The following is an 11,901-nucleotide window of genomic DNA, read 5'->3' on the forward strand; positions in this document are numbered from 1 at the left end:
AATAATGCCATATAGAAAAGTAGAGGCTGGCAATGCAACCAACCGACAAGCAGATTTACGCTAGATTATTTAGCTATGTAAAAGACTTTAAACTCGCTGCCATATTTTCAGTAATTGGCATGATAGGGTACGCTGCGATGGACGCTTCGTTCGTTGCGCTAATGGATCCGTTTATCGATGAGGGCCTTACTGCAGGGAATCGCGATGTACTAAAACTGGCTCCCTTTGTTGTCATCGCGTTAGTTATTGGACGCGGTATCTTTAACTATATGGCATCGTATTGCTTGTCTTATGTTGGGTCTCAGGTTGTGCGTGCTTTGCGTCAGCAACTATTTGAACATATGTTGTATCTACCAGTGTCGTTTCATGATCAACATTCTAATGGAGAATTGATATCAAAAATCACTTTTGATACTGAGCAGGTACAGCAAGCCGTCACTAAGGCGCTTCAAGTGCTGATCCGTGAAGGTGCATTTGTATTTTTCTTACTTATCACGATGTTTTATGCAAGTTGGCAGCTATCGCTCATTTTCTTAGTTGTGGTACCAATCGTGGCGGTGATAGTTACTGTGGTGTCTAAGCGTTTTAAGAAAATCTCCAAGAATATTCAAGATGCGATGGGAGAAGTGACGAAAAGCTCTGAGCAAATGATGGCGGGTCATAAAGTTATTCATGGCTTTGGTGGTCAAGATAAAACCATCTCTCACTTTGCTAAAGTTAATAATCATAATCGCCAGCAACGCGTAAAAATGGACGCGACTAAAGCGCTGAGCGTGTCTATCATCCAAATTATAGCGGCGAGCGCAATGGCGGTGATACTCGCGATTGTCGCAATGCCTTCTATGGTAGATAAAATTTCATCGGGCACCTTTGTCACTTTGATCACCTCTATGATGATGATGCTGCGTCCTTTAAAACAACTTGCCAATGTGAATAGTGACCTGCAACGCGGGATCTCTGCGGCGAAAAGTGTGTTTGCGGTGATTGATCTTGAAAAAGAAAAGGACACTGGCACTCAGTCTTTATCTCGTGCTCAAGGTAACCTACAAGTCAAAGACTTAACCTTTACTTATCCATCTAAAAACGATCCGGTAATTGAGTCATTAAACCTTGAAATCAAAGCCGGGCAGAGTATTGCGTTGGTTGGTAGAAGTGGCTCAGGAAAATCAACGATTTCTAATCTATTACCGCGTTACTATGATATTGAAGCGGGCAGTATTGAGTTAGACGGCACGAACATAAATGATTACCAGCTTGCGGATTTACGCGCGCAGTTTTCCATCGTGTCGCAGCAAGTGGTGCTGTTTAATGACACCATTGCAAACAATATAATGTACTCGTTAAAGCAGCCATTATCGCAAGAAGCCTTAGAAAAAGTCGTAAAACAAGCTCACGTCTGGGAGTTTGTTAAAGATCTTCCTGAGGGCCTAAATACTGTTGTTGGTGAAAATGGTGTGATGCTTTCTGGCGGACAACGGCAACGTATCGCCATCGCGCGTGCTATTGTGAAAGATGCACCTATCCTTATTTTAGATGAAGCCACATCAGCGTTAGACACAGAATCTGAGCGTTTGATCCAACAAGCGTTAGAAGAGCTGATGGCCGACAAAACAACCATAGTAATTGCCCATCGGTTATCGACAATCGAGCGTTGCGACTGCATCTATGTGCTAGATAAAGGCAAGATCATTGAACAAGGCAAGCATGCTGAATTGGTCGCGCAGGAAGGGGTTTATCATGCACTTTGCAAAATGCAGTTTGGTGAGCAATAAATGGCATCAAAAATAGAGCAAAGTTGGTATAAGAAGCCGGGCGTACTGACGTTATTATTGCTTCCGTTAAGCCTGCTATTTGGACTTATTAGCTCGGTGAGAAAGGGGCTTTATAAACTCGGTATATGCCCCGCGTACCGCTCGCCTGTTCCGGTTATTATTGTCGGTAACATCAGTGTGGGCGGTAATGGCAAAACGCCATTTGTGCTTTGGTTAGTCCCTTTTCTTGAAAAGCTTGGTTTTAAGGTTGGTGTGATCAGTCGAGGCTACGGTGCAAAACCTAGCTCAACCCCGTTTTTGGTCACTGCAGCGACTTCAACGGAAGAGGGCGGTGATGAACCTTGTTTACTCGCTAAACGATTGAAATGCCCAGTGATGATTGGTGCTGATAGACAAGCCAGTATTGAAAAATTATTAGGTAATAGCGATGTAAACATCATCGTCAGCGACGATGGGCTACAGCACTATAAATTGGCACGAGATATTGAGTTCTGTATTGTTGATGCTGAGCGACGCTTTGGTAATGGCTTGTGGATGCCTTCAGGGCCGCTTAGGGAATCACCTAAGCGTATTCAGAGTGTCGATCTTACCGTATACAATGGTGGAAGCGAAAGTTACTCCTACACGTTAGAGACGGTTGGTTTTTTTCGTGTTACAGATGATAGTCCAGCATCCAACATAGAAATGGCTGGCGCTTCAGTCTGTGCTATCGGCAATCCAGCGCGATTTGAAAATACGCTACGAGATAGAGGGATTGTTCTGGGTGAAACTCTACATTTTGCGGACCATCATCCATACCAAGCGTCCGACTTCTCGCAAATTGAAAGCGGCGCTATTTTTATGACAGAGAAAGATGCGGTAAAGTGTCGCACATTTGCAAAAGATAATTGGTATTACCTCAAAGTAGATGCCAAACCTACATCAGCGCTTGAAAAAGCGGTATTAAATTTACTTAAAAAGAAAGAGATTTATCATGGCCTTTGATACCAAATTACTAGAAATAATTGCCTGCCCAGTATGTAAAGGCAAATTAAGATATGACAAAGAAAACAAAGAGTTGATCAGCACAGCAGCCAAGCTTGCGTATCCAATTAAAGACGATATTCCTGTGTTATTGGAAAACGAAGCGCGCGAGCTGAGCAGTGATGAGGTTGAGCAGTGGAATTCGTAGTCGTTATTCCGGCGCGTTATGCTTCAAGCCGGCTGCCTGGTAAACCACTTGCCGATATCGGCGGTAAACCAATGATCCAGCGTGTTTACGAACAGGCTATTCAATCTGGCGCTGCAGCGGTTTATATTGCTACCGATCACAGTGCGGTATTTGAGGCTGCGCAACACTTCACTGATAATGTGCTCATGACGCGTGAAGATCACCAATCAGGTACTGAGCGACTCGCCGAAGTTGTTGAACAACTGGAGCTGAACGAACAAACCTTGGTGGTTAATGTACAAGGTGATGAGCCACTGCTAGAGCCTGATAACATCGCACAAGTGGCAGCACTACTGCATCATTCTGATGCACCGATGGCGACTTTGTGCGTTGATGTGGAAGATGTAGAAGAGGTGTTAAATCCGAATGCCGTAAAAGTGGTGTCTGATATTCAAGACAACGCACTGTATTTCTCTCGCTCGTCTATTCCGTTTCAGCGTGACAGTATGTTAACGCTCGACAAAAATAGCATTCCAGTGAGCCATTTTAAACGTCATGTTGGCATATATGCCTATCGTGCGGGCTTTATTCAAACCTATTTATCGCTAAGTGTTTCACCGCTAGAAGTGCAAGAGTCGCTAGAGCAGCTACGCGTGCTGTATCATGGATACAAAATTAAGGTCGCTAAAGCGGCTAAGCCGGTGCATGCTGGAGTGGATACTCCTGAAGATTTGGCACGGGTTCAAGAGATACTGAATGGAAAAGTTTAAGCTCATTGCGGACGAGGTAGACTATGTGGTTGCATACAAACCACATAGTATGAGCTTCCATAGTGAGGACGGTGCAGGTTTTGTTGCCTTACTGACGGATCAACTAGGCTATCCCTTATTTCCAGTTCACCGCCTCGATAAAGTCACATCGGGACTCATCCTTTTAGCGAAGTCTAGCGAGGCTGCAAAGCAGCTGACGAGCTTGTTTTCCGCTCGGAAAATAGACAAATTTTACCTGGCGTTAGTTAGTGCTAAACCGAAGAAAAAGCAAGGCTGGATAAAAGGTGATATGGCTAAGTCGCGTAGAGGCACCTATAAACTGGTTAAAACTAAGCTAAATCCTGCGGTGACTCGATTTTATTCATGCTCTGTTGCGACCAACCTACGCGCTTGTATCGTTAAACCGTTTAGCGGCAAAACACACCAAATTCGGGTGGCACTAAAAAGCATCGGTGCGCCAATTTTAGGCGATTTAGCCTATAGTGGAGAGCCTGCAGATAGAACGTATCTTCACGCATTTTGCCTTGAATTTGAGTGGCAAGGTAACCATCAACACTATCAAGCGGCGCCTGAAGGTGATGGTGCATTTGGCCATTTATTGGCACATGAAATCTTTGCAAGTTGGCAAAATCCAAGTCAATTAGAGTGGTAACATGACTGATTCGAGTAGAGAACTAAGATTTGGCGGCATTGGTCGGTTATACGGTAACGCCGAGTTAGAAGCATTAAGTAAAGCACACTTTTGTGTCATTGGTATTGGTGGCGTTGGCAGTTGGGCTATAGAAGCGCTAGTGAGAACGGGTATAGGTAAAATAACGCTTATCGATATGGACGATATTTGTGTAACCAACATTAACCGTCAGTTACATGCTCATAGCGAAAGTATCGGGATGCAAAAAATAGAGGCAATGCGAGATCGCTGTCTTGCGATTAACCCAGATTGTGAAGTTACCCTGATCGATGATTTTTTGATGTTAGATAACATTAAAAATTATATTCAAGGCTTTGATTATGTTATCGACTGTATCGACGCGGTTAAAGAGAAAGCAGGATTAATTGCGCATTGTAAGCGCAATAAAATACCGGTGATCACTACAGGTGGTGCAGGTGGTCAAACCGATCCGAGCCAGATCCAATTTGGGGATGTGGCAAAGACGACCCATGATCCGCTGCTGGCAAAAGTACGCTATATTCTCAGAAAACAATATAACTTTAGCGATAATCCAAAACGTAAATTTGGCGTAGATTGCGTGTATTCCACAGAGCAACTCGTTTACCCAAGTACCGACGGCACCGTGTGCAAAGCAAAGCAACAAGCTGAAGGTGGGAAAAACATGGACTGCGCCACCGGGTTCGGCTCTGCCACTATGGTAACCGGGAGTTTTGGTTTTTTTGCGGCGTCCAAAGCAATACGTAAGTACCTCGATAAACAAAGCAAAAGCAGCAAATAAGTGTGCTCGTTTGAGCACCTTATATCACTTTATTTTAATATCTCCGCCTGCACTTGGATCTGTTCAACAATCGCACGTATACCATTACCTCTTGATGGGCTCAGATGAGCAATTAATCCAAGCGACTCAAACAGCTCATAAGCATTAAATTGACTCGCCTGCTCAGGCGTTTTACCTGCGTACGCTGCAATGATGATTGCAAGTAAGCCTTTAACAATACGCGTATCTGAGTCGGCAATAAGTACGAGTTGCTGCGCACTTTCATCTAAGTCCAGATAGAGCCACACTTTACTATCACAGCCCGACACTAATGCTGAGTCGACTTTCAGTGCATCAGGAAGCTCAGGAAGTTGTTTTCCTAGCAGCATAATTTCACGGTATTTGGCTTGCCAGCCGTGACTTTCGGATAATTTTTTTGTGATATGTTCAATATTCATAAGTTTAATCTAATAAATCTATTGTGGCATTTAACGCATTAATAAAATGCTCAATATCGTCTTGGTTATTATAAAAAGCCAAACTTGCACGTACAGTCCCATTAACCTTGAGCATTTTCATTAGCGGTTGAGTACAATGGTGTCCGCTTCTCACTGCTACGCCGTATGTATTGAGTAGTGTGGCAAGATCGTAGTGGTGTTCGTTTTTATAGTTAAAACTGACGACGCCAACATTGTTTTGTGTATCGCCATAAACCGTGATGCCTTTAATCTGTCTTAGCTTCTCTAAAAGGGAGTGGTAGAGCGCTTGCTCGTATCGTTGAAGTGCACTGGGATCAATCTCGTTTACATAATCTATCGCTGCGGCAAATCCGATAACGCCAGAAATATTGGGAGTGCCGGGCTCAAACTTGCCAGGTGCCTCTCTATAGCTGGAACGCTCGAAGTTCACTTCTTTTATCATTTCGCCGCCGGTTTTGTATACGGGGAGCGCATTTAGTTGCTGGTATTTACCATAAAGTCCACCGACACCTGTTGGTCCAAGCGCTTTATGAGCTGAAAAAACATAAAAGTCGCAATCCAGTGCCTTCAGATCAGGTCTCAAATGCAGTAAAGACTGTGCGCCGTCGATAACCGTGATGGTACCTAAGGCGTTGCAAACTGAAATGAGCGACTCAACTGGATGAATATTCCCAAGTGCGTTTGAAACATGGCCCATGGCTAACACATCAGGTTTATGCTGCTTTAACAGCGCAATAGCGCCTTGCTCATCGAGGACGCCGTCTAACATAGGTAACACCAGTAAAGTTGCGCCGGTACGCTGACAAGCTTCTTGCCAAGGCACTATGTTAGCGTGATGTTCAAAGGGACTGATGGCAATGACGCTGTCTGAATTGAAGCGTGCACTCAGGCCATGAGCCAACAAGTTGAGTGATTCAGTTGCGCCGCTGGTCCATACGATTTCTCGTGTTTCTACATTTAAAAAATTGGCAATTGTTTCTCGGGCACTTTCGTAGCGAACCGTGGCGTTTTCACTAAGCGTGTGTAAACCTCTATGTACGTTTGAATTCTCATTTTGATAAAAAGTTTTTATGACATCGATGACTTTGTTCGGTTTTTGCGCAGTTGCAGCAGAGTCAAGATAGCAAAGCGGCTGCCCATCGAGTTGTTTGTTCAAAATTGGAAAGTCGTTGCGCAGAGATTGGATGTCAGTCATAACGTACCTGAGTTAATTGAGCAGCGCGATTCTAACGAATACGCGGCGATATTAAAACAAAAAAGGCCGCATTAAGCGGCCTTTTCAAACACAATAACGAGATTATCTGTCGTTTTGTGTTTTGTAGTCGCGAGACGTGTAGCCTTTGTATAGCTGACGCGGACGACCAATTTTGTGTCCTGGTTGAGAAAGCATTTCGTTCCAGTGTGAAATCCAGCCCACAGTACGAGACATCGCGAAGATAACCGTAAACATGCTTGTTGGAATACCGATTGCTTTAAGAATGATACCAGAATAGAAGTCTACATTCGGGTATAGTTTCTTCTCGATGAAGTAAGGGTCTTCTAGGGCGATCTGTTCAAGTTTCATTGCAACGTCAAGCAGTGGATCTTGAATGTTTAGCTCTTTAAGCACCTCGTGACACGTTTGACGCATTACTGTCGCACGTGGGTCAAAGTTCTTATAAACGCGGTGTCCAAAGCCCATTAGACGGAACGGATCGTTCTTGTCTTTTGCTTTTGCAACATACTCGTCAATACGATCAACAGAGCCGATTTCTTCAAGCATAGTCAAACATGCTTCGTTTGCGCCACCGTGTGCAGGACCCCAAAGTGATGCAATACCTGCCGCGATACACGCGTAAGGGTTTGCACCTGAAGAGCCAGCAAGACGAACTGTTGAAGTTGACGCGTTTTGCTCATGATCTGCGTGAAGCATGAAAATACGATCCATTGCTTTAGCAAGTACAGGGCTGACGTTGTAGTCTTCAGCTGGCACAGAGAACATCATGTGGAGGAAGTTTTCTGCGTAGCTCAAGTCGTTACGTGGATATACGAACGGTTGGCCAACGTTATATTTGTACGCCATTGCAGCAATTGTTGGTAGCTTAGCTACTAACTTGATTGCACAACGCATACGTTGATCTTCGTCAGAAATATCCAAATCTGAGTGGTAGAACGAAGATAACGCTCCAACTACACCACATAGCATTGCCATAGGGTGTGCATCGACACGGAAGCCTTGGAAAAACGCTGCAATTTTCTCGTGCATCATTGTGTTGCGAGTGATCTCATCTGAGAACTCAGCTAGTTGTTCTTCGCTTGGTAATTCACCATTTAATAGTAGGTAGCAAAGTTCAATATAGTTAGAATTTTCAGCAAGTTGCTCAATTGGATAACCGCGGTGAAGCAGTACACCTTTGGCACCGTCAATGTAAGTGATAGACGAGTCACAAGAGGCAGTCGACATAAATCCTGGGTCATACGTAAATAGGCCGTGAGCACCCAAAGAACGAACGTCAACTACGTCTTGTCCAGCTGTACCTTCGTAAATTGGTAACTCAATCGGATCGTGACCATCAATATGGACTGTGGCTTTTTTATCTGCCATCTATTTGTCTCCTATTTAATAACAATATTCTGATTGTTATGTTGTGATACTAATGTTAAGCAAATTCAGATCATTCTAACTTATAACCTAGGTTAAAAGTCAATTTTTCTGTGATTTATGCATAAATGTATAATAAATATTCTACGACGATTAAATATTAGACCATTCGCTAATTCGCAAGCGTCTCTATCTAAACAAGAATTGTAAAAGGGCGCATAGCCTTATATACTGTCAACGGTTTTATACCGTATCGTCTGTGGGTAAACCTATTTTTACATCAATTTTTACACTCGAGTGAACTTTTTGGTGTCCTAATTGGTTTATCTAGAGTGTGCCACTTACATTTGCAATATGTAGGTGGGTTTCATAAAAACAAGTAGATGAGCTCCTTTGTGGGCAAAGATGGGCAAGTAACTGTGAAAAAGCAAAGACCTGTAAATCTAGATCTTACGACTATATCTATGCCGCCAACGGCTAAAGCGTCGATTCTTCACCGTGTCACCGGTGTCGCTTTCTTCTTCGCTTTGACCTTTGTGATTTGGGCTTGGTCTGAATCCCTTTCTTCTCCTGAAGGCTTCGAGTTTGTAAAAGAACTGATGTCTGGCTTTATCGCGAAATTCATCGCGTGGGGCACCCTAACTGTATTGTCTTACCACATCATCGGTGGTATCCGTCACATGATCCAGGATATGGGACATTGGGAAGAATTAGAATCAGGCAACAATAGCGCGAAGATTGCACTAGCACTTTGGGTTATCGTAGCAATTTTGGCTGGAGTATGGATATGGTCTTAAATCAAGCGACTCTAAAGCGTGATGGCGTACAAGACTACGTGTCACTACGTACAACTGCGTTAATTATCCTAGCTTACGCGGTATTCATCGTAGGCTATCTTCTAATTACTCCTGAACTGACTTATGAAGCTTGGTCAGGGTTGTTCTCAAACTTAGCTGTCAAAGCAGCAACGATGATCACACTAGTATGCATCATGGTACATACACGCATCGGTTTGTGGCAGGTTCTAACTGACTACGTTAAGAACTCAACAACTCGCACTATTCTTGGCTTTGTATTAAACCTTATGGCTTTAGCTTACGTAGCTATTGGTCTGTTTGTTCTGTGGGGTGTTTAAGTGAAATATAACGTACGTGAATTTGACGCAGTTGTAGTCGGTGCAGGCGGTGCGGGTATGCGCGCGGCACTTGCTATCTCGGAATCAGGCAAAACTTGTGCTCTTATTTCAAAAGTTTTCCCAACTCGTTCTCATACAGTATCAGCACAAGGCGGTATCACCGTTGCGCTAGGTAACTCTCACGAGGACAACTGGGAATGGCACATGTACGATACGGTTAAAGGTTCTGATTACATCGGTGACCAAGACGCTATCGAGTACATGTGTAAAACAGGTCCAGAAGCTATCACTGAACTTGAGAACATGGGTCTACCTTTTTCTCGTTTTGAGAACGGTCGCGTATATCAGCGTCCTTTCGGTGGTCAGTCGAAAAACTTTGGTGGCGAGCAAGCTGCACGTACAGCAGCCGCAGCGGACCGTACTGGTCACGCGTTGCTACACTGCCTATATCAGCAAAACGTTAAAAACAAAACAAACGTTTTCTCTGAGTGGTATGCACTAGACCTAGTAAAAAATGACAATGGCGATGTAGTGGGTGTCACCGCAATCGACATCGAGTCAGGTGAAATCACTTATTTCAAATCAAAAGCAGTTGTCCTTGCAACTGGTGGTGCGGGTCGTATTTTCGCATCAACAACGAACGCGCACATCAACACGGGTGACGGCGTTGGTATGGCGGTACGCGCTGGCATTTCAATGCAAGACATGGAAATGTGGCAGTTCCACCCGACAGGTATCGCAGGTGCGGGTGTACTAGTAACGGAAGGTTGTCGTGGTGAAGGTGGTTACCTTCTTAATAAAGATGGCGAGCGCTTCATGGAGCGTTATGCGCCAAACGCGAAAGACCTAGCGTCACGTGACGTTGTTGCACGTTCAATGATGACTGAGATCCGTGAAGGTCGTGGCTGTGATGGTCCTTGGGGTCCGCACATCAAGCTGAAGCTTGACCACCTAGGTGCTGAGACACTTAACTTACGTCTTCCTGGCGTTTGTGATCTAGCGAAGACATTCGCACACGTAGACCCAGCAGAAGAGCCAATTCCAGTAATCCCAACTTGTCACTACATGATGGGTGGTGTACCAACTAACGTAAACGGTCAAGTGCTAAACGTAGACGGTCAAGGTAATGAAAAGATCGTTGAAGGTCTATTTGCAGTAGGTGAGATTGCGTGTGTATCTGTACACGGTGCAAACCGTCTAGGTGGTAACTCACTGCTTGACCTTGTCGTATTCGGTCGTGCGGCGGGTAACTTCCTTGGTACTTACTTGAAAGATGCTGAAATCGCCAAAGAAGCAAGCAACGATAACGTAGACGCAGCACTTGCGCGTACTAATCGTTGGGAAACTTCTGCGAAAGGTCAGGGTGAAGATCCTGTACAAATCAAGAAAGATCTACAACGTTGTATGCAGCTTAACTTCTCGGTATTCCGTGAAGGTGATGCAATGGCTGAAGGTCTTAAAGAACTTAAAGAAATTCGTGAGCGTCTACAGTACGCACGTCTTGACGATAAGTCTGCTGAATTCAACACGCAACGTATTGAGTGTCTAGAGTTAGATAACTTGATGGAAACAGCGTACTCGACAGCGGTTGCTGCGAACTTCCGTACGGAAAGTCGTGGTGCACACTCTCGCTTCGACTACCCAGAGCGTGATGATGAAAACTGGTTGTGTCACTCGATTTACAACCCAGAGTCTGAGTCTATGAGTAAGCGTGAAGTTAACTACGCGCCTAAGACTCGTGAAGCATTCCCACCGAAAGCACGTACATACTAGGAGCTAAGCGATGGCAACTTTAGAATTATCTGTTTATCGTTATAATCCTGATGAAGATGCGGCACCACGCATGCAAGACTATTCTCTAGAAGTAGAGGAAGGTCGTGACATGATGGTATTAGATGCTCTTATGCAGTTAAAAGAGCAAGATCCATCTTTATCTTTCCGTCGTTCATGCCGTGAAGGGGTATGTGGTTCTGACGGTATTAATATGAATGGTAAAAACGGCCTTGCATGTATTACTCCAATTTCTGCTTTGCAGAATGGTGGTAAAGGCAAGATCGTCATTCGTCCATTACCAGGTCTTCCGGTGATCCGTGACTTGGTAATCGACATGAGCCAGTTCTATACGCAATACGAGAAGGTTAAGCCATTCTTGATCAACGACAAACCAACTGGTGGTGAAGAGCGTCTTCAGTCAATTGAAGAACGTGAAAAGCTAGATGGCCTGTACGAGTGTATTCTTTGTGCATGTTGTTCAACGTCTTGTCCTTCTTTCTGGTGGAACCCAGACAAGTTCATCGGTCCTGCGGGTCTTCTACATGCTTATCGTTTCTTGGCTGATAGCCGTGATACAGCGACAGAAGAACGTCTTGCTGGTCTTGATGACGCGTTCAGCGTATTCCGCTGTCACAGTATTATGAACTGTGTTAGCGTATGTCCAAAAGGCCTTAATCCAACTAAGGCAATTGGACAAATTAAATCAATGTTGTTAAACCGTTCGGTATAACACATACTACTAGCTAAGATGGCAAGCAAAAGCTTGCCATCTTGTTTTCGTTTGAGTTTCTGCGCTAGATAAAAGGGCTAA

General features: G+C 44.3%; 13 protein-coding genes. 10 read left to right on the forward strand and 3 right to left on the reverse strand.

The features are described 5' to 3' along the window. The first annotated feature begins 32 nt into the window (after positions 1 to 32). From msbA to tcdA, 6 genes are read left to right on the forward strand one after another with little or no spacing between them, the layout of a single operon-like run. Positions 33 to 1,772 carry a lipid A export permease/ATP-binding protein MsbA gene (msbA, locus tag PPIS_RS04565; RefSeq protein WP_010371498.1) on the forward strand — a complete coding sequence of 580 codons (1,740 nt, stop codon included), beginning with the start codon at positions 33 to 35 and terminating at the stop codon, positions 1,770 to 1,772. Next, entirely contained in the window at positions 1,773 to 2,756 is a 984-nt protein-coding gene (gene lpxK / locus PPIS_RS04570) for a tetraacyldisaccharide 4'-kinase (RefSeq protein WP_010371495.1), read from the forward strand. Beyond that, entirely contained in the window at positions 2,746 to 2,943 is a 198-nt protein-coding gene (locus PPIS_RS04575) for a Trm112 family protein (protein WP_010371492.1), read from the forward strand. Before lpxK ends, PPIS_RS04575 begins: the two co-directional genes overlap by 11 nt. Continuing rightward, entirely contained in the window at positions 2,931 to 3,692 is a 762-nt protein-coding gene (gene kdsB / locus PPIS_RS04580; RefSeq protein WP_010371489.1) for a 3-deoxy-manno-octulosonate cytidylyltransferase, read from the forward strand. The genes PPIS_RS04575 and kdsB overlap by 13 nt, the downstream gene beginning before the upstream one ends. Next, positions 3,679 to 4,344, forward strand: coding sequence for a TIGR01621 family pseudouridine synthase (locus tag PPIS_RS04585; RefSeq protein ID WP_010371480.1), 666 nt, complete (start codon positions 3,679 to 3,681; stop codon positions 4,342 to 4,344). The genes kdsB and PPIS_RS04585 overlap by 14 nt, the downstream gene beginning before the upstream one ends. A gap of 1 nt (position 4,345) precedes the next feature. Continuing rightward, positions 4,346 to 5,143 carry a tRNA cyclic N6-threonylcarbamoyladenosine(37) synthase TcdA gene (gene tcdA, locus PPIS_RS04590; protein WP_010371478.1) on the forward strand — a complete coding sequence of 266 codons (798 nt, stop codon included), beginning with the start codon at positions 4,346 to 4,348 and terminating at the stop codon, positions 5,141 to 5,143. 29 nt (positions 5,144 to 5,172) lie between these two features. On the opposite strand, the gene PPIS_RS04595 is transcribed toward tcdA, so the two are convergent. The 3 genes from PPIS_RS04595 to PPIS_RS04605 all read right to left on the reverse strand — a co-directional run bounded on the left by PPIS_RS04595 (position 5,173) and on the right by PPIS_RS04605 (position 8,185). After that, entirely contained in the window at positions 5,173 to 5,580 is a 408-nt protein-coding gene (locus PPIS_RS04595) for a SufE family protein (protein ID WP_010371476.1), read from the reverse strand. A 4-nt stretch (positions 5,581 to 5,584) separates the two neighbouring features. Continuing rightward, on the reverse strand, positions 5,585 to 6,796 hold the full coding sequence (locus PPIS_RS04600) for an aminotransferase class V-fold PLP-dependent enzyme (RefSeq protein ID WP_010371474.1): 1,212 nt from the start codon (positions 6,794 to 6,796) through the stop codon (positions 5,585 to 5,587). A gap of 102 nt (positions 6,797 to 6,898) precedes the next feature. After that, entirely contained in the window at positions 6,899 to 8,185 is a 1,287-nt protein-coding gene (locus tag PPIS_RS04605; protein ID WP_010371472.1) for a citrate synthase, read from the reverse strand. A gap of 416 nt (positions 8,186 to 8,601) precedes the next feature. Here PPIS_RS04605 and sdhC point away from each other — a divergent pair, with 416 nt between their 5' ends. The 4 genes from sdhC to PPIS_RS04625 are packed head-to-tail and all read left to right on the forward strand — an operon-like array spanning position 8,602 to position 11,820. Further along, positions 8,602 to 8,979 (forward strand): succinate dehydrogenase, cytochrome b556 subunit, encoded by a 378-nt coding sequence (gene sdhC / locus PPIS_RS04610; protein ID WP_125252744.1) that lies wholly within the window; start codon positions 8,602 to 8,604, stop codon positions 8,977 to 8,979. Continuing rightward, positions 8,970 to 9,317: a succinate dehydrogenase, hydrophobic membrane anchor protein gene (gene sdhD / locus PPIS_RS04615; RefSeq protein WP_010371467.1), complete on the forward strand. Its 348-nt coding sequence runs from the start codon at positions 8,970 to 8,972 to the stop codon at positions 9,315 to 9,317. Before sdhC ends, sdhD begins: the two co-directional genes overlap by 10 nt. Beyond that, entirely contained in the window at positions 9,318 to 11,090 is a 1,773-nt protein-coding gene (gene sdhA / locus PPIS_RS04620; RefSeq protein ID WP_010371464.1) for a succinate dehydrogenase flavoprotein subunit, read from the forward strand. Between the two features lie 10 nt (positions 11,091 to 11,100). Then, positions 11,101 to 11,820 (forward strand): succinate dehydrogenase iron-sulfur subunit, encoded by a 720-nt coding sequence (locus PPIS_RS04625; RefSeq protein WP_010371461.1) that lies wholly within the window; start codon positions 11,101 to 11,103, stop codon positions 11,818 to 11,820. Positions 11,821 to 11,901 lie beyond the last annotated feature (81 nt).

The organism is Pseudoalteromonas piscicida (assembly GCF_000238315.3).
In the GTDB taxonomy this organism is placed as follows: domain Bacteria; phylum Pseudomonadota; class Gammaproteobacteria; order Enterobacterales; family Alteromonadaceae; genus Pseudoalteromonas; species Pseudoalteromonas piscicida.

Coding starts and splice junctions, on each gene's coding strand:
- sdhD (WP_010371467.1), top strand. CDS start 8,970: ATGGTCTTAAATCAAGCGACTCTAAAGCGTGATGGCGTACAAGACTAC.
- PPIS_RS04575 (WP_010371492.1), top strand. CDS start 2,746: ATGGCCTTTGATACCAAATTACTAGAAATAATTGCCTGCCCAGTATGT.
- PPIS_RS04625 (WP_010371461.1), top strand. CDS start 11,101: ATGGCAACTTTAGAATTATCTGTTTATCGTTATAATCCTGATGAAGAT.
- PPIS_RS04600 (WP_010371474.1), bottom strand. CDS start 6,796: ATGACTGACATCCAATCTCTGCGCAACGACTTTCCAATTTTGAACAAA.
- PPIS_RS04585 (WP_010371480.1), top strand. CDS start 3,679: ATGGAAAAGTTTAAGCTCATTGCGGACGAGGTAGACTATGTGGTTGCA.
- PPIS_RS04595 (WP_010371476.1), bottom strand. CDS start 5,580: ATGAATATTGAACATATCACAAAAAAATTATCCGAAAGTCACGGCTGG.
- tcdA (WP_010371478.1), top strand. CDS start 4,346: ATGACTGATTCGAGTAGAGAACTAAGATTTGGCGGCATTGGTCGGTTA.
- msbA (WP_010371498.1), top strand. CDS start 33: ATGCAACCAACCGACAAGCAGATTTACGCTAGATTATTTAGCTATGTA.
- lpxK (WP_010371495.1), top strand. CDS start 1,773: ATGGCATCAAAAATAGAGCAAAGTTGGTATAAGAAGCCGGGCGTACTG.
- PPIS_RS04605 (WP_010371472.1), bottom strand. CDS start 8,185: ATGGCAGATAAAAAAGCCACAGTCCATATTGATGGTCACGATCCGATT.